Origin of the sequence: Acinetobacter haemolyticus, assembly GCF_003323815.1 — a bacterium.
Classification (GTDB): domain Bacteria; phylum Pseudomonadota; class Gammaproteobacteria; order Pseudomonadales; family Moraxellaceae; genus Acinetobacter; species Acinetobacter haemolyticus.
The window spans coordinates 445,654-469,969 of record NZ_CP030880.1 but is presented as its reverse complement, the minus strand read 5'-3'; the positions used below and the strand labels follow the sequence as shown (position 1 = coordinate 469,969).

Genomic DNA, 24,316 nt, shown 5'->3' with positions numbered 1-24,316 from the left:
CCTTTTTATTATTGATAAAAGATTTATAGGACGAACGATTCCAGTGTCTTTTCCATCGGATTCAGTGGGTTTAGTCACACCACAAAAATTTTCATTTGAAGCACCATTAGAACTTGAGTGTGGGAGGGTATTACCTCGCTTTGATTTAATGGTTGAAACCTATGGAACACTCAACGCAGATCATTCCAATGCCATCTTAATTTGTCATGCCCTATCAGGTCACCATCATGCCGCAGGTTATCATCATGAAGATGATAAAAAAGCAGGTTGGTGGGACAGTTGTATTGGTCCTGGCAAAGCAATTGATACCAATCACTTTTTCGTAGTTGCACTGAATAATATCGGTGGTTGTAGTGGCTCTACGGGACCAATCTCACCCAACCCTGAAAATGAAAATCGTCCCTATGGCCCTGACTTCCCTCTCGTGACTGTACGAGACTGGGTAAAGACCCAAGCCATGCTTTCTGATCGTCTTGGTATTGATGTATGGTACGCTGTCATCGGCGGTTCATTGGGAGGCATGCAAGCTTTGCAATGGTCGTTGGATTATCCAGATCGTTTAAAGAAATGTGCGATTATTGCGAGTGCACCAAAGCTTTCTGCTCAAAATATTGCGTTCAATGAAGTCGCACGCCAATCTATTCTGTCCGATCCAGACTTTCATCATGGACGTTATTTAGAGAATGATAGCTATCCAAAACGGGGCTTGATTTTGGCGCGAATGGTTGGTCATATCACTTACCTCTCAGAAGAAGCCATGAAACAAAAATTTGGACGAGATCTAAAATCTGGCAAGTTTATGTATGGTTTTGATGTTGAGTTCCAGGTTGAAAGCTATTTACGTTACCAAGGCGAACAATTTAGCCGTAATTTTGATGCAAATACTTACTTGATTATGACCAAGGCTTTGGATTATTTTGACCCCTCTCGTGAGTATGAGCATTCATTGACCAAAGCAATGAGTCAACCGAAATGTCAATTTTTGGTAATTTCATTCACCACAGACTGGCGTTTTAGTCCAAGCCGTTCACAGGAATTGGTTGATGCTTTGATTGATAATCATAAACCTGTGAGTTATTTGGAAATTGATGCTGAACAGGGCCATGACTCTTTCTTGTTCCCAATTCCGCTGTATGTAAAATCCTTACGTGCATTTTTAGGTGGAGAACAACAGTTGCAATCGACATCGCAGGAGCTGAACTAATGCGTATAGATCAACGACTCGCCGAAAAATGGATTAATCCAAATTCTAGCGTGCTAGACTTAGGTTGTGGCGATGGCGAATTATTGGCTCATATGAGCAAACAGCACAATATTCGTGCTTATGGCTTAGAAATTGATCAAGAAAAGATTGCAATTGCCATCAGTCGGGGGTTAAATATTATCCAACAGGACTTAAACTTAGGTTTAAGCCGCTTTGCCGATCAATCTTTTGACTCTGTGGTGATGGCACAAGCTTTGCAAGCTGTAGATGCACCTGATGTATTACTTCGTGATATGGTGCGTGTTGGTAAGCAAGCAATTATTACTTTTCCAAATTTTGCATATTGGAAGACGCGTTCTTTTCTTGCATTAAAAGGGAAAATGCCTGTTTCGGAGGCTTTACCTTATATGTGGTATAACACTCCGAATATTCATTTATGTACATTCCGTGACTTTGAAGCCTTATGTGCTGAGAATCGGATTAAAATTATTAATCGACTTGCCGTTAATGGTGACCAACAAGGTAGTTTGCTCAGTAAGCATATGCCGAACCTATTTGGTGAAGTCGCAATTTATCGAGTGAGCGCTCTATGAAAAAGACATTAATCAGCACATTTTTATTTGGTCTGATCAGCATACAAGCGCATGCAGACTATGTTGCTCAACCGCAATCCGTTGCTGCACAAGCAGCACGATATTCAGTGATGAGTATTGGTGAATTGCAAAACGCTGCAAAAGCAGGTCAGGCTGGGGCACAGTTTTATTTAGCAACTCGTTACCAACATGGTAAGGACGTTGCAAAAGATGAGAAACAAGCGTTTGCTTTATTTAAAGCTGCTGCAGACAAAGGTATTTCCGCTGCACAGCTCAATGTTGGTCGTATGTATGCCGATGGCATTGGCACCAAAAAAGATGAAGTATTAGCGCGCAAGTATTTTGAAAAAGCAGCAAGTAATGGTGATAACCGTGCCAGCTTTAATCTTGCGGTTATGGAAGAACAAAAGAAAAACTATATTGGCGCTTATCAATGGTATGAGCTTTCGACACGTGATGGCATGCTTGATACTAAAGTGATTAGTCTTTCTGAAGGTAAGAAAACTGCTTTGGCTGCAAACTTAACTCAAGAGCAAATCCGCACTGCACGTGACCGTGCTGATAAATGGATTCAAGCGCAGTAATCTTTTTTAAGATTTAGTGAAAATATAAAAACCGACTTGTGAGAGTCGGTTTTTTCATTATAGTTATAGCATTCATTCTTATATTAACTGTACTAAATGAGCGATATAGAAAAAGCGATATTCAAAGCAAAACTAGAATTAGAAACAATAACACCAAAAGAAATCCAAAGGTGGGCAATTGAAACATTAGAAAAAAATCCGTCTAATGATCTCGCATTAGAACTCTGTTTCTTATCAACACCTGAGCAGATTAAAGATTATTTTAAACAAATATCCAAAATAATTTTTGATTTAAATCTAACCAAAAATATGATTCAGACATTATTAGAGGAGTATCTCTCAAAAAAAGTAAATTTAACCCAAACACAAAGTGATTTTTATCCATTTTTTTATAAACTTTTTTGTTTGGCTCAGCAATTAAAAAATGAAGAACTCTATGATTTATTAAATTATTATGATGACCAATTTGATCCTTCATTAGAAAGATATAATCAAACTGAACCAGAAGCTGTCTTTCAGGAACTATTGGCTGATTTAGAAACCTTTTGTTCAGAGACATCACACCAAGAATCAAGCAATAATTCTTGACTATCCTCTTTATGCAAAAAGCCCTAAAATTCCACTCAATATGAGCTGATCTAAAATATATATGTCTATTCCATCATGGCTTAATCAAGGCAGCCTTGTGCTTGCAAGTAACAACAAAGGTAAAATTGCAGAATTTGAGCACCTATTTCAACAACTCGATCTACCTGTCGAAATCATTCCTCAAGGTAAACTGGATATTGAAGATGCCATCGAAGATGGTCTAAGTTTTGTTGAAAATGCGATTATCAAAGCGCGCCATGCATCTAAACTTTCAGGAAAACCAGCGATTGCGGATGACTCAGGTCTATGCGTCCCAATTTTAAGTGGTGCACCTGGGATCTATTCTGCACGATATGCAGGTGAACATGGCAATGATACAGCGAACAATGAAAAGCTTTTGGCTGATCTCATTCCCTTCCGCAAAAATGGCGAAAGCATAGATGGTATGTTCGTGTGCGTACTTGCACTTGTGACACATGCAGAAGACCCTCTACCGCAGATTTTCCAAGGCATATGGAAAGGTGAGATTTTAGCAGCTGCGCGTGGTGAAAATGGTTTTGGTTACGATCCACTATTTTGGCTGCCAGAACTTAATCTATCCAGTGCCGAATTAAGCAAAACAGATAAAAATAAAATCAGCCATCGTGGTCAAGCGATGCAACTTTTTAAAGTAAGTCTAAGTTAATATTTATAGAAACCTGAATCATCTATTCAGGTTTCTATCCCTTTTGCAAAACCATCTACCATCCTCATTGTCTTAAAATTGCAATATAAATGTCACATCTTTGTCACGCCAACCTGTTGAGATAGAGCTAAATTTTAAGAGGAAACGGTTATGGCTGGTTTATCTATTTGGCACGTGCTCATTTTTGCAATCGTGGTTATTTTACTATTCGGTACATCAAAACTAAAAAATCTGGGTAAAGATGTTGGTGGTGCCGTTAAAGATTTCAAAAAGTCGATGAAAGATGAAGAAGAAACTACAGCTTCTCTAAATGAACCACGTACCATCGACGCTCAAGTAAAAAATTCTGAAAGCTCAATAAAAAGCTAAGCGAGCACCATTATGCTGAATTTGGGAATGTCCGAACTCCTAGCGTTCGGCATTATCGCCTTACTTGTCCTAGGGCCAGATAAATTACCTGAAGCTGCCCGATTCGTTGGGAAATGGTACGCAAAAATTAAACGTACGGTTAGCAATGTTCAAAATGACATAGATCGTGAATTACGTCTGTCCGAACTACGAGAGCAAATGCAGCAAGAAATGCAACGCATTGCTGAGCTTGAACAAAAAATGCAGGCGCAAATGACAGCATTTGAGCAGCAAAAGGTCTCGCTTCAAGAAGATTCTCAAAAAGCTGCTACGCAAAAATGTCAGATTCAGGTGGTCTACCACCACATTCGTCAACCATTGCCTGTGATTTACCTTCCGAAATTTGCCCTATTGCATACATCGGTATCAACTTCATCATTAGAACAAACAACTTCGGTTCCAGAATTAAAGGTAGCAGTATGAGTTCACCCTCTAGCTCTCAACTTCCCCAGTCTTCTTTGGGTGAGCAAGAACAAGATGTTAAGCTTGAGGAAATGCCAATCACCAAGCATTTGATGATTCTGCGACAACATTTATTTAAAATCGTCGCTGCCATTCTGTTACTTTTTTTCTGTTTACTGCCCTTTGCCAATCGTACTTATCAAATACTCTCTGAACCGTTACGAGCTCAGTTGCCTGTAAGTTCATCCATGATTGCAACGGATGTTACGGCAACATTTATGGCACCTTTCAAACTAAATTTCTTCGTAGCATTAATGCTGGTTATGCCTTATATCATTTATCAGATTTGGTCTTTCGCTAAACCTGCCCTATATGAAAAAGAGAAATCTTTAGCTCTCCCGATCTTAGTGAGTAGTATTTGCTTGTTTTATTTGGGTATTGCCTTTGCTTATTTTATTGCTTTACCTTCAATTTTACATTTTTTCATCAGTGTCTCACCCGAAACAGTGGCACCAATGACCGATATTAATAGTTATTTGGCTTTCTGCTTAAAACTTTTCTTAGTCTTCGGTCTGACCTTTGAGATTCCAGTCGTTACCTTGTTACTGATCTTAATCGGTGTTGTCAGCACGCAAAGTTTAGTTGAGAAAAGACGATTTATTATCGTGGGATGTTTTTTCATTTCGATGTTTGTTACCCCACCTGACGCTATTTCAATGATTATGCTCGCCGTTCCAATGTGGTTATTGTTTGAACTTGGTCTCTTATTAGGCAAAGTTCTAGAAAAATCAAAAGCAACAGCTTAGACTTAAATGATCCAATTTTAGAACAGGTCTAGCACCTGTTTTTTTGACTAAACGTTTTATTATTTATTGATTTTTAATGTATTTGTCACATAACTGTCAAGGCAGCGTCACAATTAAAAACTAAGTTAAAGGCGGGAAATTTTTTATCGCACATATAAACTTAGGATGATTCCATGACACAGCTGACGCCATATCATGAAGACCAAGAACTGGATAATAACACGTCTACAAATGTTCATTTCCGTGACATTTTAGAACAACATATTAACCGCCGTAGCCTCATCACTAAAACTGCAAGCGGTGCTGTCGCACTGACTTTGGCATCAACTTTAACTGGCTGCAATGACAACGATAATAAATCAAATAATAATAACGGCGGAACCAACCCTCCTATTGACCCAAATAAGAAACCTGAAAAATTAAACTTCACTACAGTGCCTAAAAATCTAAACGATATCGTGACTGTACCTGAAGGTTATGAAGCACATGTTCTGTATGCTTTAGGTGACTCAATCAATCCAACATACGCAGAATGGGATGACAACAATATTCCATCAGGTCCAAGTTTCCAATTCCGTTCAGGCGACTGTCATGACGGGATGAGTTATTTTGGTCTAAATACTGCAACAGGTCGTTATGATGAACAGCAGTCAAATGATGGTTTGTTGGTTCTAAATCATGAATATATCAATCCAACATTCTTGCATCCTAAAGGACCAACTAAAGTCGATGGCCGCCGTCCAGAAGATGAAGTAATCCGTGAGGTAAATGCTCACGGCGTCTCGATCATTCATGTAAAGAAAGACACCAAAACTCAAAAAGTTGAGTTGGTCAAAAACTCAGTTTATAACCGTCGTATTACTGGTTCGACTCTAATGGAGTTTGCTGGTCCTGCTGCGGGTAATGCATTACTTGCGACTAAGTTCTCACCATCGGGTGTACAAACCCGTGGTACACATAACAACTGTGGTAATGGCTACACGCCATGGGGAACTTACCTCACTACTGAAGAAAACTTCATTGGTTACTTCCAACGTTCAGGGACTGATAAATACCAACGTACTGCAACAGAAGAGATTGCGCTCAAACGCTATGGTTTAGGTCTATCTATTGATTATCAATATGAAAAAAATCCAGATGGGACGCCAAAGAAGAATGAAAAAGGCGAAATTATTTATATCTTAGATGCTCAAAAAAATAAAATACCAAACTTAGATGAACAAGGGCGAATTCAATATTTAAATACAAATTCACGCTATGGTTGGGAAACTGCACAAGGTCAAGTTGAATCCCAAGATCTTTATGATCGTTGGAATGCTGATGTAAAAGCAGCTAATGCAGGACAAGATTACCGCAATGCACCAAATACTTTTGGTTGGATGGTCGAAATCGATCCATTTGATAGCCGCCAAGCACCTGTAAAACGTACTGCTCTTGGACGTTTTGCTCATGAAGACTGCCGTACTAGCCGCGTCATTGAAGGTCAGAACCTAGCTTTTTATATGGGTGATGACTCACGCGGTGAGTATATCTATAAATTTGTATCCGATGCTAAGTGGGATCCAAAAGATATCAACGGCGGTTACCGCGCTGGTGATAAATATATGAACAGCGGTAAATTCTATGTTGCTAAATTCAATGCTGATGGTACAGGTCAGTGGTTAGAGTTAAGCTATGGTAAGAATGGCTTAACAGAAAGCAATCCTGTCTATCCATTTAAATCACAGGCAGATGTCGTAACTTTTGCACGTTTGGCAGCAGATTCTGTTGGTGCAACAAAAATGGATCGTCCTGAATGGTGTGCAGTCAACCCTGTCAATGGCGAAGTTTATGTGACTCTCACCAATAACTCGAATCGTGGTTCAAGCTATCCAACAGATGCAGCGAACCCTCGTCAATATGAAGATCTAAAAGCGGGCACGACCTTACAAAAAGGTAATGTGAATGGCCACATCATTCGCTTCCGTGAAGCTGAGGATAAAACCACAGCTGAAAGCTTCAAATGGGATATCTACTTATTTGGTGCAGAAGCAGCAATGGCATCAAACATTAACCTTTCTGGTTTAACTGATAGCAATGACTTCTCATCACCAGATGGCATGTGGTTTGACCCACGCGGTGTATTGTGGATTCAAACTGACGATGGTGCATATACGGATGTTACGAACTGTATGATGCTGGCAGCACTACCAGGTCAACTGAACGATGGTAGCAAGGCAACAACATCGAATGGGACTGAAACCATCGTTGGGGCAAAAGTGAATGATGAAAATCTTCGTCGTTTCCTCACAGGTCCAAAAGAATGTGAGATCACAGGTGTAACGATGACCCCTGATTACAAAGCTATCTTCATCAACGTTCAGCACCCAGGTGAAGATGCTAAAAGTTATGCAGCACCAACTAGTAACTGGCCTGCAACTCAAACTGACCCGAATAACACCACGGCCCGTCCACGCTCTGCAACAGTGGTGATCACTCGTAAAGATGGCGGTGTAATTGTTGGATAAAACTGCTTAGTTTTAAAAGTAGATTCAAGCCATGCTATTTTCGGATAGCATGGTTTTTTATTTCAACAAACTGATTTTTTGCTCCACAACCTCCCCCTGTTGCTCACCTTGTTGTGCTTTCTCTGTCCATAGCCATTGTTGCTGACGCATACGCAAAAAGTTAGAACATCGTGTTCCGTAGATTGGACTTTGAATAAATGTCGAAGACAATAAAGCCTCCATTTCAGCATTAATCCCTGTATCGGGGAGCAAATCGGGTATCACCTTACGCTCATCCTCCAAAATATCCCAAACTGTAGAATGCAGTGCAGCTTCAGTCATATTCGGCTGTTGTAACATCGGTAAAAACTCTTGAGTAAAGCGTTTACGTAAATGTTTGGTTTTTTCCCAATCTTCAGACATTAAACCATTCGAAACAACATAAACACCATTGGCAAGAACTTGTGGTGCTTCGCCGCGATTACTCATATAAACGGCTTGCTCTCGATCACCTACAAATAAGTTAAAACCCGCGTATTCTTGTTGTTTTAATTCTAACTGCTGCGCAAAACGAATCGGAGTTAAGTCGCTTTCTAAAAAGGTCTGTATCAAATGACCTCTTGAGGTTTGATATTGATTTTTATCTCGACCATTACGAAAGTTAGTTACAATCGCCCAGCGCCCAGATGCAGTTATCCCCATCCATGTCCCGCCTGACTGTAAATCTTGTCCAGCAATAATGCTGCTATTTTCCCAAGCATGTAAACAAGCACTCGGGCGATGATAAAACTCATCTCGATTTGAAATTAAGCAAAGCGGCATGTCTTCAAGAACATGCCATGCAAAAGCGACAATACACATTGATTTTGTTCTCACATCTTTACACATTGAATGTACAACATTTTTCACATCATTCCGCTACAATCTGTTCAAAACTTAATTTCAAATTCTAAATTGAGGAACAGCAATGCTGACCTATCCAAATATAGACCCAGTTGCACTGAGCTTGGGACCAGTACAAGTGCATTGGTATGGACTCATGTATTTATTGGCGTTTTTATGTGCATGGGGACTTGCCTCTTATCGCGCTAAGCAGCGTGATGGCTGGACAGGAGACATGGTTTCAGATCTCGTTTTTTACGGTGCGCTAGGTGTTGTACTTGGTGGTCGTGTGGGGTACGTCCTGTTTTACGAATTTGGAAAATTCTTAGAAAACCCACTATGGCTATTCCAAGTTTGGACAGGCGGCATGAGTTTTCATGGTGGTTTTCTTGGTGTAATGATTGCCATGTTATTTTGGTGCAAGAAATACCAAAAAACATGGTTTCAAACACTGGATTTTATCGCACCTTGTGTACCGACAGGTTTAATGTTTGGTCGTATTGGTAATTTCATTGGTGGTGAACTGTATGGTCGTCAAGTTCAAGACCCAAGTTATCCATTTGGTATGATTTTCCCAACAGACCCTTTGGGGCTGGTACGCCATCCATCACAAATCTATCAAGCATTGTGTGAAGGTTTATTACTCTTCATCATTTTATGGTGGTTTAGCTCTAAACCTCGACCACGTATGGCCGTTTCAGCAGTATTCTTAGTTGGATATGGCGTAGCACGTTTCTTTATGGAATTCTTCCGTCAACCCGATGCAGATCAAGGATTCATCTTATTTGGTTGGATGACCAAAGGACAAATTCTAAGCTTCCCAATGATTATTATTGGTCTTTGGATGATTTGGTATGCTTATCGTAAAAATATCTATGATTGGCAATTGAAAAAATAAACAAAACAATGGGAGCTTTGGCTCCCATTATTCATTCAAATGAGCTTTTTAACCAGTTCACCTAAGCGTTTACCTTGAGCTTCACACAAGGTTTTTTCATCCTGACTCAGACTTTGATCATGACGTGGCCCACTGACATGGCTGGCACCATACGGCGTACCCCCCGTTTTGGTATTCGATAATGCAGGAATAGAGTTAGGAAGACCTAAAATCATCATACCATGGTGAAATAGCGGTGGTAACATCGTCAATAATGTACTTTCTTGTCCACCGTGCATTGAACCCGAAGAGGTAAAAACACAAGCAGGTTTATTATGCAAAGCACCATTGAGCCATAAACTGGTAGTCTGGTCCCAGAAATATTTCATCTCACTGGCCATATTGCCAAATCGAGTGGGTGAACCCAAAGCTAAACCAGAACAATGAGCCAGATCATCTAAGCTACAATATATATCGCCATCTGCCGGTATACTCGATTGTGCCTCTGTTACAACAGTTGCAAGATTCGGTACTGTTCGAATCCGAGCATTCACCCCTGCTGACTCGATTCCATCCGCAATTAAATGAGCCATTTGTCGAGTAGAACCATATTTGCTGTAATAAAGTACAAGAACGTAAGGTTGCATCACTTTTCATAATTTTGCTAAGTTAAGAACACTATACGACATTTTTACCTTTTTTAGCTGTTGTTGATCTTGTGCACTCACCAAGATCTTGATGAAAAATAACTAGGATATCTCCATGATCTTAAACCGTTATCTAAAAAAACTGAATTTTTTAGAAAAAACATGGTTTCAATTTATTGTCTTTGTATTGCGCCGTTTTGAGGCTGATCGCTGTCGAGAACAAGCAGGATCCTTGACCTATACCACATTATTTGCGGTCGTCCCAATGCTGACTGTGTTTTTGGTGATTATTTCTTCCATCAAAGCATTAGAACCAGCACGACAACAACTACAGCAATTGATTTATAGCAATTTTTTACCTAAAAGCACCATTGCCTTCGATAAAGCCTTAAGTGCCTTTACTGATAAATCGAGCAACCTAACTATTATTGGTATCTTGTTTCTATTTGTCACAACGGTATTAATGCTGTCATCGATTGAGAATGTTTTTAATCGTATTTGGCGTGTCAAAGAAACGCGTACGGGCTTGGTCGGTTTTATGCGCTATTGGACCATTATTTCTTTAGGTCCGATTTTATTAGGGAGCGCATTCGTACTCTCCTCTACAGTTGCCTCAATGAATATCTTAAGCAATAACTTCGCAGGTTATCAGCTAAACGGTGCTTTTCTTTTATGGTTAATTTCATTTTTATTAACCATTATTGGTTTTTTCATTTTGTATTGGACCATACCGAATCGCAATGTCCCGATTTACTCAGCTATGATCGCAGCATGTTTTAGTGCGACAGTGTTTGAAGTCTTAAAACGTCTCTTTGGCTGGATTATGAGTAACTTCACCAGCTATGAAATTGTGTATGGTGCTTTTGCTGCTGTCCCTATTTTTCTGCTTTGGATTTTCTTGTCGTGGAATATTATTTTACTCGGTGTGGAAATCAGCTATGCACTAACCGCATTTCATTCAGGTAAGGAACAAAAGCGTCATCCAATCATGATGTTATTAGATATCTTAGAGCTGTTTTATAAGAAGCAACAAGTTGGAAATAGTGTAAGTGAGCATGAGCTACTTGATATCGTAGGTCGTGGTGAGCTGGGGCGTTTACCTTCATATATTCTGCAATTAGAAGCACAAAATCTGATTAAACGTACAGACAATGATGAGTATGTCTTGGTTCGTAATTTAGCACAGGTTGATTTTTGGAGTTTCTTCACCGCACTCCCATATCCACTACCACTACGAGATGATGTTGCCAATGTTCATGCAGATGATGAATGGATGGAAAAAATCGGACCCGCCTTGATTGAAAGCAATGATTATTTAGCAGCTAAACTTTCTATTCCGTTATCCACTATTTTTGAACAGAAGTAGCAAGAAGACCTCGTATTGAGGTCTTTTTTATTTCCTTAACCAACCTTGTAAACTCACCACCACAATCCCTGCTAACACCAGAATTGAACCGAGAATGAAGTTTGGTTCAATTCTCTCATCGAGCAACCATACTCCGAAAATGATCCCAAACAATGGGGTTAAAAAAGAGAATACGCCTAAGCGCGAAGCTAAATAATTTCTAAGCAACCAAAACCAAGCTAGAAAACTCGCAAAAGACACCACGAGGGTATGGAATGCCAAACTACCAATTACCAATGGGGTAAAGTGAATACTTGCCTGCCCCAAAAATACAGCCAAGCCAAACAATAAAATAAAGCTACCTGCCAATTGATAGAATAAAGTCTGTGTCACCGCAGCTTGTGCCAATGAGGATAAGCGTACGGTAATTGTGGTTGCTGCCCAAGCAATACCAGCAGCCAATGCCAACAAATCTCCCCAAAGCATTTGTTGCTCAATCGCAGAAGCTGTCCCTGATTGCCCTCGGATAAATGTCACCACTATGCCAATAAAAGCCAGAGCAATACCACTCCATTGCAACCAACTTAAACGCTCAGAAGGTAACTTCCAATGCAAACCCAACGCCACGAAAATTGGTGCGGTATATAGCAATACCACTGCATGTGAAGCAGAAGTCCATTGCAATGCTTGCGCCAACAAAAAGAATTCTAAAGAGAATAAAAAGGCAACCAAAGCACCCGCTTGAAGATTTTGGCGATTGAATAATTCAGCGGCTTTATCTAAATACAATAAAGGCAATAACAAAATTGCTGCTAAGCCCGAACGCAGTGCAATCTGCATAAGAGGAGAAATATCAGGAGCTGCCATTTTTAGAATGACTTGTTGTAATCCCCAAATCATGCAGAGTCCGATCATAAGACCAGATGCTCGTGCATCTAATGTTTTACGCTCATCCATTGCCAGCTCCCAATTTTATAATTAGAAAGCCAATATAAAGCTGTCTTATTTTGATGATATAGTGAGATTTAGACAATGCATGCATATTTTCAGGCAATTCTCATATTATGAAAAAGTCAGCACATCGCATCCAAGATTTTCAGGAGCTACCCGCCTGTGATGATATTCCAGCATCATTGTGGCTACGTATTCGCGATGCACCCGCTGAAACCTTTTATCCTAAACATGCGCATGCATGGGGAGAGTTTATTTATACTTTTGATGGGGTGCTGGAGGTCAGTATTGACCAGATTCATTATCTTACACCCCCACCTTATGGGATTTGGCTACCTCCTCATTTACAACATAGTGGGATCAACCGTCATGAGGTCACGCATTGCATTTTGTATGTACACGAAAACTTGTGCCAAAATATGCCTCAACAAGCGGGTATCTTACTGACTGCACCATTGGTTCCAGCGTTGCTTGAGCACATTCGTAAACACCCATTTTCAGAACAGGACCCAGAATATTTACGCTTACTACAAGTATTATTAGATTCACTCACACATGCTGAACTGGTCGGAAGTTATTTACCCACCACACAACATCCTGCCTTATCAAAAATATTAAGCCACTTACATGCATATCCAGCGGATAATAGTACCCTGCAGCAGCTTGCGGAAATGATAAATATGACCGAACGAACCTTAGCGCGTTATAGCCAAAAGGAGCTTGGCATGTCGCTGCACGAATGGCGGCAACGTCTCAAAGTGATGAAAGCAATGTCGATGCTCAATCAAGGTAAAACCATTGAAAATATTGCATTGGATTTGGGTTATGCGAGTTCTTCCGCCTTTATTTATATGTTTAAACGTTGGATGCACTTTACCCCAGATCAATTTCGAAAATTATATCAAGGCAGTTCCTTATAATAAGCCAAACCGTTTTAAATTTTCCTGCTCATAAGGTGCATCTTCAGCTGGATAACGTAAGTCCGCATGTCCTTGCTGTTTGGCCAAGGACCAAATAATGCTTTCTCCAGCAGGTAAAACCGTTGGCGATAGCTGGTACATTGGATCAGTATAGGCCTTGTCACTATCAATCAACTGCCACCCCTGTTGTTGAAATGCCAGAACCACGTCATCCAAAAAAGCCGCATTAATTGCATTTACATGTAATAACAGTACATGTTTTGGTGAATAACCAATTGTATCTATTGCAAGCTGATCATAATAATTGGCTCGATCTAGCAAATGATAAATGTATGCTTGCTTTAATTTCTCAAGCTGATCACTCTGATGATGCTTTTGATAAGACAAGTATTTTTGGTTATAAAACCAATCACTGGCATCAATACTCACTGCACCCGACTGATAGTCATGCTGTTTAAGATACCCAACAACCGCATCTCTTTTTTCTTGGGTATTGCCTTCTTTCAAAAAAGGATAACGATATCTTGCAACCCAGCCCTGTAACGGTTGAAATACTTGTTCTGCTCGTCGAATTCCATCAATGTATTGTTGGCTACTGATGCTGTCTTTATTTAAGTTAAGATGAAGCTCACTATGGTTACCAATTTGATGACCTTGTTTCCCCCATTCAGCAACCAACTGTACACCTGCATAATCACCAATCTTGATTACACTCGGGTAAATAATACTTTTGATTCGATGTTGATGAAGTTGCTCTAAAATATGCTGATTAATTGTTAAGGCTTGAACATTTAAATCAGGATTTACCCCATCATCGAAACTCAAGGCCAACTGCTTCGCATGAACGAAACTGGTGATCAAAAACAGTGTCAGGTATAGCCCTATTTTCATTCTATTTTTCTCATTTCTTTTCCCATAAAAAAACGCTGATACCTAGATATCAGCGCCATATCACTCATTCTTATGCTTTAACAAAGGTATCCCAATCATATTCCCCAGACTGAGTAATTAATTTCATCGTAAGTTGATCATTTGGATTTAAAGCACCTACTCCAGCTGGCGTACCAGTCATAATCACATCACCTGCTTGTAAACTAAATGACTGATTAATTTCGACCAATAGCGCTCCGATATCAAACAACATATCCCGACTAAAACCATGCTGACGCTGTTCGCCATTGATCATTAAAACCAATTCTAATTCTTGTAAATGGCTTTGTTGCACAAATAGACGAAAGATAGAGTTGTTCTAATCTTCAGATATTTATGCAACAGCCACCGTTTTAGCTGTACCAAGTTGAGTAAATTTATTCAAAATATCGACTCTTATTTGCAAGTCAACCACCTGACGATTAAAGCATCGACTAGATACACCTTGTCCAAGTCGTTTCAAGGCAAACATTTTAGCCTCTATTCGGGATCGTCGATGATAACCAATATCTCGTTTCCACTGCTTTTGACCCTTGTCCCAACAGCCTTGTACTGCATGATTCCTTGCTTTACCAATTTCATTTTCTGCCCATAAAGCAGCATTGGAACGAGGAGGGATAATTACATTTGCTTGCCGTTTTAAAATCGCATCATAACAATTCACTGTGTCATAAGCACCATCAGCCGTGACAGATGCAATGGGTTCATCAATTTGATCTAAAAGAGGTTGGAGGATTTCAGCATCACCATATTGGCAGGTCGTGACTTCAACCGCTTGTATTTCTCCACTGTTTGCATCTGTCGCAAGATGTAATTTCAGCCATTGACGATGTTGGTTTACGCCATGTTTTTTACGCACCCATTCCCCATCACCTGTAACTTTGATCCCTGTGCTATCAACTAAAATATGCAAGTCTTCCTGTGGATTTTTTGCTGATTTATGTAGAAGTGGCTGGAGCTTATCTGCTCGCCGACTCAATGTTGAGAAGTCTGGAACATTCCAGTCGAGGTGAGCCATTTGAAAAAGGCTTTGAATGAAACCTTGTGTTTGGCGTAAAGCCAGTTGGAACAGGTTTCGTATCGTGAGGGCAAATTGAATTGCTATATCAGTGTAGGTAGGTTGACGTCCTTTTTTTCCAGTAGGTGTTGCAGACCATTGCATTTGGGGATCAAACCAAATGGTGAAAGCACCCCGTTGACGTAAAGCCTGATTGTACTCAGACCAGTTCGTTGTTTTGTATCGGCTTTTTGATTCTGTATTCATCTAACATGTATGGGGATGAAATTTATTTATGCAACAAAGCCCTTGTAAATCACCGATTTCATCTGCTTCAACCCAATCTGCCAATATACAAGCACCATCGAACGCTTTTGCTCGCTCCCAAGGCTGTCCTTTGTTTTTCAATTCACTTTGCAAATCACGCAAAGTTAAATCCAAACCTAACGTAATCGCACCAATTGCTTCTAATGCTTTGTTCTTATCGGTTTCTTGCGATAAAGGATGTGCAATTTGCAAACAAATTTCACATTCATAGTGACACTCGCCTAAGGCCTGATTCCAAGCGACACCTTGTGCTAACGTAGCAAGGCTACTTGGTGGTTTCATAAATAAAATCGGACGATCTGGGACAGCATTCCCCAACTCTTTCGCGTGCTCTGCATAATTTCTACCCACACAAACAATTTTTGAAGGCTGTGTATTCATGAAAACTCCTTGTTGTTTTGAACCGTTATTTATTTTTACAACTATTTTTTAAAGCTATTTTCAAATTTATTTTGATCTGCTAGATTAGTAAAAACACGTTTGGGTACGATCACGACTGTTTGGTTTTTAAGTTCCAGCATATAAGTCAATTTGCCAATTACGAAAGATTGAACTTCACTATATTGTGCTTTTTGTTTCTTCCCTGCAGCATATAACTCAAAGTAGTCTTGATATAGGTCAATACCTTGTTCACTTTTCCCAAATTGATAGCGCACAAATTGACGTTTAAACAACAGCGGCAATAACCAAAAGCGCATGATCGCTTGCATGATCAAGAAGAAAACACCGAGTGCCACATAGTAACGACCAACTCCGGTGAACCCCAAATAAATTCCCCAAAGGATAATTGCGATGCTAATTGCGGGGGTTAGAAAACGAGTAATCGGTTTTTTGCCAAAAGTGACTAAAGCAAAGCCATCTTGAGATTCTTCCAGATTAAGATAAAAACGTGCGGATATGGTTGGACGCTGTTCAGACATATAACACTTCAATTCGGGTGATCATAGACAGGCATAGATATTACACCAGTTTTTCATCATTCAGACTCGTTTTACATAATAGGGCTATTTCCTTAGCAGAAAAAAGTTATAAATTGTTGTAGTTGGAATCACCAAAAGAAAATCAAAGGAATGTGATGTCTCGTTTTATCACTCTATTTACAATTTTTCTATATTGTTCAATACAGTATAGCTTCGCACAGCTTGTTACATGGTCAGATAATATTCCGAGTGCTATACAACCATTTCAAAATCAACCAAAAACTCTGGCAAGTTATACGCAAAATGATATTTTTATCTACGGACACCCAGCCGTAAAAACCTCAGTTCCGACCCTAAAGAATAATCCTCAGCCAACCGCAAACTTTACGACAGCTGCGATGATTGTTCCTGTGAATGCACAACAGGTTGAAAAAACACTGACCGACTTTAATCAATATGTTGATCTTTTCCCCACACTGAAATCTGCGAAAACATTAGCTCAATCTGGCAATATCACACAGATGAAATATCGTGTTTCGATACCAACCCCTATCCCTGTTTTAAACTTTAATGAAAATATCATCATGCAACACCAATTGACTGAAAATAGTATTTCAACCCTGGTGATTGATGCCCCTATACCCTATGGTGTGGGTAAATTTGAATGGTTTGCTTTGGATGAAAATCGAACATTAATCACACTAACCCAATGGGGTGACCTAAATCAGCCTCAAGGTTTTTTAGTTAAAAAAATTCTAGCTGCGATTCCCGAAGTGAAGCTTGGCATTCCCAGCAGCGGCGGAGCTTTTATCTTAGAATCATTAAGAACACGTTTTAACACACTCACACCTATCGCGCTTCCTGCAGGTCAAACACCCTCTCCACAACTCACACCTGCCCAATTAGTTAAAATTGCACAACTGAGTCAAGCTGCTCAACAACCTGTAAGTTTTCTACATTCCCCAACTACGATCGCTTATACACATGGTCGGGAGTCAATGCGCTTTACGACAACCTACCAGTTCTACAAGCAATCGCCTCAACAACTACAAAAATGGCTTGCCCCAGTGACTTATAAAGAGTTATTTCCACGTCAAATTAAAAAAGTGAGCACTACACCTATTCAAAACCAAAGTCAGGATGCCGATATTCAGGTCAATGTTGGTTTAGGTGTAATTAACATTCCATTTGCTTTTAAATTGCAGTTTAACTACCCACAGACCACCGAAAATAACTTTCATGCCAATGGCGGAGATTTACGCTATATCAAAGGGCGAATGCAGATAAATACAGTGAATCAAGGATCTTTATTTAAAATGACGACCGCTATGAAAATTGATGAAAAAGCACCATTTTTATTAAGAGCGATGCGCAGCCTTCCTTATCACGATACGTTACCTGCCGTTGGTGGGAATACCGTGTTTGTACAAAAAATACGAACCAAACTCTAAAAGCAATAGGCACAAAAAAACCGCATTTAAGCGGTTTCTTTTTTCAAATTGGTGCGCTCAGAGAGATTCGAACTCCCGACCCCTTAGTTCGTAGCCAAGTGCTCTATCCAGCTGAGCTATGAGCGCATATTTGATGTTGGGCATTATACGTATTTTTTCTCAATTGATAAGCTCTTTTTCACTCGATCATGATCAACTGGCTATAGATTGCTCTTTTCATACATAACCACCGCTTCAAAAATAATAGAAACCTTAACCTGCACCATCATAACCTTATAATTAAATTAAATATTATTTAGAATAGTTTTTTAACAAGCGATCTAATTTCACTCTTATTATTAAGTTTAAATTGACTAACCACTCATTCATTAACGATCTTTAATTCATATTATATATTTTTTATAAATAATATGAGTTGCTTAACAGAATATATGTAGAAATTCTAATAAAAAATAGCTTTTCAAAAGCCAGCTTATTGATTTATATTCAATTTATTGCCGTTAAAAATATGATACATATAACAATATTGACACAGCAATGCAAACCAATAAATACTATTACATGGATTATGAGACAGGAGTCACATAATTATTAAGGTAAATAAAACAAAACTTCAATAATTATATATAGGTATACCGACATGTTATTTAAAAATATTTTATCACCCATTACAAATATACTCTCGCTGGGGAGTAGCAACAGCCAAGGTTCATCTTCTTCTGTCAACACAGTCTCGACAATAAAACAAGTTCATGTCGAGGAAAGTACCACAACAAACAACAGTAATAGTGGCACTCAAGTTGATGATGGTCTATTCAATGGCATTGCAGCAGGTAATGGCGATCAGAACTATGGTATCGGTGTGGGTAACGGTGATGGCCTGAACTTCACTTATCCATTTACAACAGCATTTCACTCACTTGGTAATTCTTATTCTTGGCTTGGTGAAGCCTCACCTGTCACCTCAGTCAATACTTCAACCACCTCTTCTTCAGTTCATATTGAAGATAACGACACCACAGATAATAGTAGTTTAGGCATCTCTGCGGGCAATGGCAGTAACGGTGGTTTCTTAAATGGTATTGGTTCAGGCAATGGCGAACACAACTACGGCATCGGTAATGGCAACGGAGATGACGTCAATGTCACCACGCCTGTCACTGTGCCATTTGAAGCTTTAGGCAACTCTTTCGCTGCTATTGGTGGCGGAGATGTTAACTCAATCAATACGACCCCAACTAGCTCAACCACAGTAATTGAAGATAACGATACCACCAACAATAGTAACAGTGGTGTTGGTGCTGCGGGTAACGGAAATGGCGGCGGCCTACTCAACGGTGTGGCGGCGGGTAATGGCGAGCATAATTATGGGATTGGTAATGGTAACGGTGATGATGTAAATGTCACTGTGCCTTGGACAACGCCTGTTCAAGCTGTGGGTAACTCAATCGCAGGGATTGGCGGCGGTGACGTGAATTCAATCAATACAGCTCCAACCACTTCATCCACTCATATTCAAGACAATGACACCACCAACAACAATAACAATGGAACTGGTACTGCAGGTAATGGTAATGGCGGCGGCTGGTTAAATGGGATTGGTGCGGGTAACGGTGAACAAAACTATGGGATCGGTAATGGTAACGGCGATGATGCTGATATCACCATGCCAGTCACTGCTCCATTTCAAGCTTTGGGTAACTCAGTCGCAGGCATCGGTGGTGGTGACGTAAATTCAGTCAATACTGCACCAACCACAACCTCCAATGTCATTGAAGACAACGATACCACCAACAACAGTAACAATGGCGTTGGCGCAGCAGGTAATGGTAATGCTGGTGGATTGTTAAATGGCGTATCAGCTGGAAATGGCGAACATAACTATGGGATCGGTAATGGTAACGGCGATGATGCCAGTGTGGTTGCACCATGGACAACACCATTCCAAGTGCTAGGCAACTCATTTGCAGGAATTGGCGGCGGTGAAGTCAACTCTGTCAATACAGCACCAACCACAACTTCAAATATCGTTCAAGACAATGACACCACCAATAATAGCAACAATGGTATTGGTGCAGATGGTAGTACAGGCAATGGTATTGGTGGTTGGGGCAATGGACCAGCCTCAGGTAATGGTGAACAAAACTACGGCATTGGGAATGGTAATGGTGACGATGTGGGTATAACCACACCTGTTACGACACCATTTAATGTTCTCGGCAACTCATTTGGTGGTACTGGCGGCGGCGGTGTTTCATCGACAAATACAGCACCAACCAACACGCTCAATCATGTCCAAGACAACGATACCACCAATAATAGCAATAATGGCACAGGTGTAGATGGTGCAACTGGCAATGGTATTGGTGGATTGCTGAATGGTGTCAGTGCAGGTAATGGTGACAAAAACTACGGTATTGGTAACGGCAATGGTACAGATGCTGATTGGACTTCGCCGATCGTTACGCCTGTCAATGTAATGGGAAATAATGTTTCTTGGTTCGGCAGTTCAGATCCAGATCAACCCACTAACACCTCAACCAATATTGCATCGACCAACACCACCAATATTGTTGAAGACAATGATACGGTCAACAATAGCAATAGCGGCACAGGTAATGCAGGTAATGGTATTGGTGGCTGGGGTAATGGCCCAGCATCAGGCAATGGTGAGCAAAATTACGGTATCGGTAACGGAAATGGCGATGATGTAGGTATTGTGATGCCAATCACTACCCCGCTCAATGGTCTAGGCAACGACTTCTCATTCTTTGGCAACTCCCATAATGCTTCAACCAATGATGCCTCAACAACCACTTCAAATTTTGTCTTTGATAATGACAGCACAGACAACAGCAATAGTGGTACTGGCAGTGCTGGCAACGGTATCGGTGGTGGCTTATTGAATGGTGTCAGTGCGGGTAATGGCGAACATAACTATGGTATTGGCAATGGAAATGGTGATGATGCGAGTGTGGTTGCACCGATCACGATGCCAATCAACGGTCTAGGCAACTCCTTTGCAGTCTTTGGTGACTCGACCAATAACTCAGTCAATAATGGCTCAACCACCACGGTCAATTATATCGAAGACAACGACAGTATTGACAATAGCAACAGTGGTGCAGGTGTAGGTGGCGCTGCTGGCAATGGTATTGGCGGTGGCTTACTCAATGGCGTAGGCTCAGGTAATGGCGAACAAAACTATGGTATCGGCAATGGAAATGGTGACGATGCGAGTGTAGTTATGCCGATTACAAGCCCAGTGAACGCTTTAGGCAACTCCTTCTCTATCTTCGGGAACTCAACTTCTAACTCTGTCAATGACTCATCTACAACAGCAATTAACCATTTTGAAGACAACGACAGCACCAACAATAGTAATAGTAGTACTGGCCTAGTCGGTGATGGTAGTGCAGGTAACGGTATTGGTGGCTGGGGCAATGGCGCCGCAGCTGGGAATGGTGACAAAAACTATGGCATTGGGAATGGAATTGCCAATGATGCTGCTGTGGTCGCACCGATTACCACTCCAATCAGTGCCAACGGTAACGCCTTTTCAATCTTTGGTGATGCAACCTCTAATTCCGTCAACAACTCATCAACCACAACCTCAAATTATTTCCAAGACAATGACAGTATCGACAACAGCTACAGTGGCAGTGGTGTCGGTGGTTCATCTGGCAATGGCCTAGGTGGCTTGCTCAATGGTATTGGTGCAGGTAATGGTGAACACAACTATGGTATTGGGAATGGTATTGCTGATGATGCTGCTGTCGTTATGCCAATCACTACCCCAATCAGTGCCAATGGTAATGCTTTCTCAATCTTTGGCAATGCAACCTCCAACTCAACCAATGACTCATCAACCACAACCAGTAACTTTTTCCAAGACAACGACACAACCAACAATAGCAATAATGGTGGGAATGGATCAGGCAATGGTACCGGTGGTGGCATAGGCAACGGTATTGCCGCTGGAAATGGCGAACATAACTACGGTATCGGTAATGGTATTGCTGATGATGCAAGTATTGTCGCACCAATCACAGTACCTATTAGTGCTAACGGTAATGCCTTCTCAATTTTCGGCAATGCAACCTCCAACTCAACCAACAACTCATCAACTACAACCAACAACTACGTTCAAGACAACGACACAACTGACAACAGTAATGGCGGCGGTAATGGTACAGGTGGCGGCTCGGGTGGCGGTAATGGTACAGGTGGCGGCTCGGGTGGCGGTTTCCTAGGTTTAGGTGGCTTGCTCAATGGTGTTGGTTCAGGTAATGGCGAACATAACTACGGTATCGGTAACGGAAATGGCGACGATGCCAGCATTGTCATGCCAGTAGCAATTCCAATTAACTTCTCAGGCAATGCAATCTCCGTCTTTGGCACTGCAACATCGAACTCAAACAACAACTCATCCACCACAACCAACAACCATGTTGAAGATAACGACACAACCAACAATAGCAATGGTGCGGGAAATGGCTTCGGCACAGGTGCTGGCCTATTAGGTGGCTTGCTCAATGGTATTGGTGCGGGCAATGGTGAACATAACTATGGTATCGGTAATGGCAACGGAGATGATGCAAGTATCGTTGCACCAATCACGATTCCGATTAACTTCTCAGGTAATGCAATCTCCGTATTAGATCTGAATAGCCTCAGTGAAGGAGACATACTTAGCCCAGTCTCAAATATCGTTGGCATAATTGCTGGTGATGGCAATGGTGGTACTGGCATTGTCGGCACGATCACAGGAATTGCTGGTGGTATTATTGGTGATCCAAATGTCGGTGGCGGCTTGCTTAACCCAATCACAAATGTCATTGGCGGTATCACAGGTATTATTGGCGGTGGTGATGGCGGAAGCCCGCTTGATCTAATCACTGGCATCATTGGTGGTATCGGTGGCATTGGCGGTGATGGTAGTCCTCTTGACCTCATCACTGGCATCATTGGTGGTATCGGTGGCATTGGCGGTGATGGTAGCCCACTTGATCTGATCACTGGCATCATTGGCGGTATCGGTGGCATTGGCGGTGATGGTAGCCCACTTGATCTGATCACTGGCATCATTGGCGGTATCGGTGGCATTGGCGGCGATGGTAGTCCGCTTGACCTCATCACTGGCATTATTGGCGGTATCGGTGGCATTGGCGGCGATGGTAGTCCGCTTGACCTCATCACTGGCATTATTGGCGGTATCGGTGGCATTGGCGGTGACGGTAGTCCGCTTGACCTCATCACTGGCATCATTGGCGGTATCGGTGGTATTGGCGGTGATGGTAGTCCTCTTGACCTCATCACAGGCATCATTGGTGGTATCGGCGGTGGTGATGGCGGTAGCCCTCTGGATATCTTGACAGGCATCATTGGTGGCATCGGTGGTGGTGATCTTGGTAACAATCCAATCACTGGTGTAATTCAAACAGGTATCGATATCCTTCAAGGCGTTGAGAGTCTAAAAACTGATCTCATCAATACAGGTATCAATACCGTGGCTGATGCAATCATTGGCGTATTCCCTCAAGCTGAACATCCTGTTAGCGATCTTGCAAATCTCGGCACTCTCACTTTCGAAACTTCTCGTGATACCGTCAACGGTACACTTGAAGCGATTTCTGATCTAGCTGGTGCTGACTTTGGTGGGGCTCTAGGCAATGCAACGGGTGTAATTGGTACCCTTATCAACAATGGTTCAACTGCTGCCGATATCATTCAACATATCGTGGGTGATGATCTTCTTGGCGGAGGCATCCTCGGAAGCATCGGTGGTGGAATTGGCGGTGATGGCGGTTTATTAAGCCCAATCACTGCCATCATTGGTGGTATCGGTGGTGGTGACGGCGGCGTATTAGCGCCTATCACAGGTATTCTCAGTGGAGATATAGTCGGCAATCTTGGTGGCCTATTATCGATTAACCTGGGGGATAACTGTGGTTGTACTAGCTCGAATGGTGGCGTAGATAATATTCTAAACTCTGTTCTAGGTGCTGCGTCTTCATCTCAAATCTTCTCGATGAGTGGATCAACAACCAACTTCACAGACAATCTATCGATTCCAAGCTTGAACTTAAACGAACAACTATTTGGAAATAGTAGTCTTTTCTAATCCTCCCCAAATCAAAAAACCGCTGACAATAGTTGGCGGTTTTTTATATGACGAGTCCTTGTGCCTCTATCCTTGTTTACACAACGTTTCCGTAAACGATTCTAAATTAATAAGTATTATTAACAGCTCCTAAAAAGAGCATGAAATAGCAGATCAGATAATACGAATGAGAATATAGATAATTAAATC

At 41.1% G+C, this 24,316-nt stretch carries 20 protein-coding genes, 1 tRNA gene and 2 pseudogenes; 14 read left to right on the top strand and 9 right to left on the bottom strand.

Annotated elements, in window-relative coordinates:
• Positions 1 to 43: 43 nt before the first annotated feature.
• The 9 genes from metX to DS737_RS02225 all read left to right on the top strand — a co-directional run bounded on the left by metX (position 44) and on the right by DS737_RS02225 (position 7,777).
• Positions 44 to 1,204, top strand: coding sequence for a homoserine O-succinyltransferase MetX (gene metX, locus DS737_RS02265; RefSeq protein WP_005086773.1), 1,161 nt, complete (start codon positions 44 to 46; stop codon positions 1,202 to 1,204).
• Complete coding sequence (gene metW / locus DS737_RS02260) at positions 1,204 to 1,797, top strand: methionine biosynthesis protein MetW (RefSeq protein ID WP_005086774.1); 594 nt, start codon at positions 1,204 to 1,206, stop codon at positions 1,795 to 1,797. The genes metX and metW overlap by 1 nt, the downstream gene beginning before the upstream one ends.
• Positions 1,794 to 2,381: a tetratricopeptide repeat protein gene (locus DS737_RS02255; protein ID WP_005086775.1), complete on the top strand. Its 588-nt coding sequence runs from the start codon at positions 1,794 to 1,796 to the stop codon at positions 2,379 to 2,381. Before metW ends, DS737_RS02255 begins: the two co-directional genes overlap by 4 nt.
• Positions 2,382 to 2,477: 96 nt before the next feature.
• Positions 2,478 to 2,969: a hypothetical protein gene (locus DS737_RS02250; RefSeq protein WP_008941232.1), complete on the top strand. Its 492-nt coding sequence runs from the start codon at positions 2,478 to 2,480 to the stop codon at positions 2,967 to 2,969.
• 61 nt (positions 2,970 to 3,030) lie between these two features.
• Entirely contained in the window at positions 3,031 to 3,654 is a 624-nt protein-coding gene (rdgB, locus tag DS737_RS02245; RefSeq protein WP_113996664.1) for an RdgB/HAM1 family non-canonical purine NTP pyrophosphatase, read from the top strand.
• Between the two features lie 150 nt (positions 3,655 to 3,804).
• A complete protein-coding gene (tatA, locus tag DS737_RS02240; RefSeq protein WP_004640952.1) occupies positions 3,805 to 4,023 on the top strand; it encodes a Sec-independent protein translocase subunit TatA in 219 nt (72 codons plus the stop codon).
• A gap of 12 nt (positions 4,024 to 4,035) precedes the next feature.
• On the top strand, positions 4,036 to 4,485 hold the full coding sequence (gene tatB / locus DS737_RS02235; protein ID WP_017395723.1) for a Sec-independent protein translocase protein TatB: 450 nt from the start codon (positions 4,036 to 4,038) through the stop codon (positions 4,483 to 4,485).
• A 71-nt stretch (positions 4,486 to 4,556) separates the two neighbouring features.
• Positions 4,557 to 5,270 carry a twin-arginine translocase subunit TatC gene (gene tatC, locus DS737_RS02230; protein ID WP_373868184.1) on the top strand — a complete coding sequence of 238 codons (714 nt, stop codon included), beginning with the start codon at positions 4,557 to 4,559 and terminating at the stop codon, positions 5,268 to 5,270.
• A gap of 173 nt (positions 5,271 to 5,443) precedes the next feature.
• Entirely contained in the window at positions 5,444 to 7,777 is a 2,334-nt protein-coding gene (locus DS737_RS02225) for a PhoX family protein (RefSeq protein WP_113996663.1), read from the top strand.
• A 57-nt stretch (positions 7,778 to 7,834) separates the two neighbouring features.
• Here the strand turns inward: DS737_RS02225 and DS737_RS02220 are convergent, their stop codons facing one another.
• Positions 7,835 to 8,617 (bottom strand): NRDE family protein, encoded by a 783-nt coding sequence (locus DS737_RS02220; protein WP_113996662.1) that lies wholly within the window; start codon positions 8,615 to 8,617, stop codon positions 7,835 to 7,837.
• A gap of 106 nt (positions 8,618 to 8,723) precedes the next feature.
• Here DS737_RS02220 and lgt point away from each other — a divergent pair, with 106 nt between their 5' ends.
• Positions 8,724 to 9,536, top strand: coding sequence for a prolipoprotein diacylglyceryl transferase (gene lgt / locus DS737_RS02215; protein WP_004640964.1), 813 nt, complete (start codon positions 8,724 to 8,726; stop codon positions 9,534 to 9,536).
• Between the two features lie 35 nt (positions 9,537 to 9,571).
• Here lgt and wrbA read toward each other — a convergent pair whose 3' ends face one another.
• Positions 9,572 to 10,162 carry an NAD(P)H:quinone oxidoreductase gene (gene wrbA / locus DS737_RS02210; RefSeq protein WP_113996661.1) on the bottom strand — a complete coding sequence of 197 codons (591 nt, stop codon included), beginning with the start codon at positions 10,160 to 10,162 and terminating at the stop codon, positions 9,572 to 9,574.
• 115 nt (positions 10,163 to 10,277) lie between these two features.
• On the opposite strand from wrbA, the gene DS737_RS02205 reads away from it, so the two are divergent.
• A complete protein-coding gene (locus tag DS737_RS02205) occupies positions 10,278 to 11,528 on the top strand; it encodes a YihY family inner membrane protein (RefSeq protein WP_004640968.1) in 1,251 nt (416 codons plus the stop codon).
• A 27-nt stretch (positions 11,529 to 11,555) separates the two neighbouring features.
• Here the strand turns inward: DS737_RS02205 and DS737_RS02200 are convergent, their stop codons facing one another.
• Positions 11,556 to 12,464 (bottom strand): DMT family transporter, encoded by a 909-nt coding sequence (locus tag DS737_RS02200; protein ID WP_113996660.1) that lies wholly within the window; start codon positions 12,462 to 12,464, stop codon positions 11,556 to 11,558.
• A gap of 107 nt (positions 12,465 to 12,571) precedes the next feature.
• Here DS737_RS02200 and DS737_RS02195 point away from each other — a divergent pair, with 107 nt between their 5' ends.
• On the top strand, positions 12,572 to 13,378 hold the full coding sequence (locus DS737_RS02195; RefSeq protein WP_113996659.1) for an AraC family transcriptional regulator: 807 nt from the start codon (positions 12,572 to 12,574) through the stop codon (positions 13,376 to 13,378).
• Here DS737_RS02195 and DS737_RS02190 read toward each other — a convergent pair.
• From DS737_RS02190 to DS737_RS02170, 5 genes and pseudogenes are all read right to left on the bottom strand, one after another.
• The gene (locus tag DS737_RS02190; protein ID WP_113996658.1) at positions 13,373 to 14,269 is read right to left on the bottom strand and encodes a polysaccharide deacetylase family protein; all 897 of its coding nucleotides are present in this window, start codon (positions 14,267 to 14,269) and stop codon (positions 13,373 to 13,375) included. The two genes, DS737_RS02195 and DS737_RS02190, sit on opposite strands and share 6 nt — an antisense overlap.
• 70 nt (positions 14,270 to 14,339) lie before the next feature.
• Positions 14,340 to 14,588 (bottom strand): annotated as a pseudogene (locus DS737_RS02185) (fumarylacetoacetate hydrolase family protein); the annotation flags it as partial.
• A gap of 54 nt (positions 14,589 to 14,642) precedes the next feature.
• Positions 14,643 to 15,572, bottom strand: coding sequence for an IS5-like element ISAba10 family transposase (locus DS737_RS02180; protein ID WP_005274609.1), 930 nt, complete (start codon positions 15,570 to 15,572; stop codon positions 14,643 to 14,645).
• Between the two features lie 36 nt (positions 15,573 to 15,608).
• Positions 15,609 to 16,013: pseudogene (locus DS737_RS02175) on the bottom strand (fumarylacetoacetate hydrolase family protein); the annotation flags it as partial.
• 41 nt (positions 16,014 to 16,054) lie between these two features.
• A complete protein-coding gene (locus DS737_RS02170; protein ID WP_113996657.1) occupies positions 16,055 to 16,552 on the bottom strand; it encodes a YcxB family protein in 498 nt (165 codons plus the stop codon).
• A gap of 155 nt (positions 16,553 to 16,707) precedes the next feature.
• Here DS737_RS02170 and DS737_RS02165 point away from each other — a divergent pair, with 155 nt between their 5' ends.
• The gene (locus DS737_RS02165) at positions 16,708 to 18,003 is read left to right on the top strand and encodes an SRPBCC family protein (protein ID WP_113996656.1); all 1,296 of its coding nucleotides are present in this window, start codon (positions 16,708 to 16,710) and stop codon (positions 18,001 to 18,003) included.
• 49 nt (positions 18,004 to 18,052) lie between these two features.
• On the opposite strand, the gene DS737_RS02160 is transcribed toward DS737_RS02165, so the two are convergent.
• Positions 18,053 to 18,129, bottom strand: a tRNA-Arg gene (locus DS737_RS02160).
• A gap of 514 nt (positions 18,130 to 18,643) precedes the next feature.
• On the opposite strand from DS737_RS02160, the gene DS737_RS02155 reads away from it, so the two are divergent.
• Positions 18,644 to 24,127, top strand: a complete 5,484-nt coding sequence (locus tag DS737_RS02155; protein ID WP_113996655.1) for a beta strand repeat-containing protein — start codon at positions 18,644 to 18,646, stop codon at positions 24,125 to 24,127.
• Positions 24,128 to 24,316: the final 189 nt, after the last annotated feature.

Excerpts from the sequence above, each read along its gene's own strand:
- DS737_RS02220 (WP_113996662.1), bottom strand. The coding sequence starts at position 8,617 with ATGTGTATTGTCGCTTTTGCATGGCATGTTCTTGAAGACATGCCGCTT.
- DS737_RS02170 (WP_113996657.1), bottom strand. The coding sequence starts at position 16,552 with ATGTCTGAACAGCGTCCAACCATATCCGCACGTTTTTATCTTAATCTG.
- DS737_RS02200 (WP_113996660.1), bottom strand. The coding sequence starts at position 12,464 with ATGGATGAGCGTAAAACATTAGATGCACGAGCATCTGGTCTTATGATC.
- DS737_RS02255 (WP_005086775.1), top strand. The coding sequence starts at position 1,794 with ATGAAAAAGACATTAATCAGCACATTTTTATTTGGTCTGATCAGCATA.
- DS737_RS02195 (WP_113996659.1), top strand. The coding sequence starts at position 12,572 with ATGAAAAAGTCAGCACATCGCATCCAAGATTTTCAGGAGCTACCCGCC.
- DS737_RS02190 (WP_113996658.1), bottom strand. The coding sequence starts at position 14,269 with ATGAAAATAGGGCTATACCTGACACTGTTTTTGATCACCAGTTTCGTT.
- DS737_RS02225 (WP_113996663.1), top strand. The coding sequence starts at position 5,444 with ATGACACAGCTGACGCCATATCATGAAGACCAAGAACTGGATAATAAC.
- DS737_RS02250 (WP_008941232.1), top strand. The coding sequence starts at position 2,478 with ATGAGCGATATAGAAAAAGCGATATTCAAAGCAAAACTAGAATTAGAA.
- metW (WP_005086774.1), top strand. The coding sequence starts at position 1,204 with ATGCGTATAGATCAACGACTCGCCGAAAAATGGATTAATCCAAATTCT.
- rdgB (WP_113996664.1), top strand. The coding sequence starts at position 3,031 with ATGTCTATTCCATCATGGCTTAATCAAGGCAGCCTTGTGCTTGCAAGT.
- tatB (WP_017395723.1), top strand. The coding sequence starts at position 4,036 with ATGCTGAATTTGGGAATGTCCGAACTCCTAGCGTTCGGCATTATCGCC.
- DS737_RS02165 (WP_113996656.1), top strand. The coding sequence starts at position 16,708 with ATGTCTCGTTTTATCACTCTATTTACAATTTTTCTATATTGTTCAATA.
- DS737_RS02205 (WP_004640968.1), top strand. The coding sequence starts at position 10,278 with ATGATCTTAAACCGTTATCTAAAAAAACTGAATTTTTTAGAAAAAACA.
- wrbA (WP_113996661.1), bottom strand. The coding sequence starts at position 10,162 with ATGCAACCTTACGTTCTTGTACTTTATTACAGCAAATATGGTTCTACT.
- lgt (WP_004640964.1), top strand. The coding sequence starts at position 8,724 with ATGCTGACCTATCCAAATATAGACCCAGTTGCACTGAGCTTGGGACCA.
- DS737_RS02180 (WP_005274609.1), bottom strand. The coding sequence starts at position 15,572 with ATGAATACAGAATCAAAAAGCCGATACAAAACAACGAACTGGTCTGAG.
- tatC (WP_373868184.1), top strand. The coding sequence starts at position 4,557 with ATGCCAATCACCAAGCATTTGATGATTCTGCGACAACATTTATTTAAA.
- tatA (WP_004640952.1), top strand. The coding sequence starts at position 3,805 with ATGGCTGGTTTATCTATTTGGCACGTGCTCATTTTTGCAATCGTGGTT.
- DS737_RS02155 (WP_113996655.1), top strand. The coding sequence starts at position 18,644 with ATGTTATTTAAAAATATTTTATCACCCATTACAAATATACTCTCGCTG.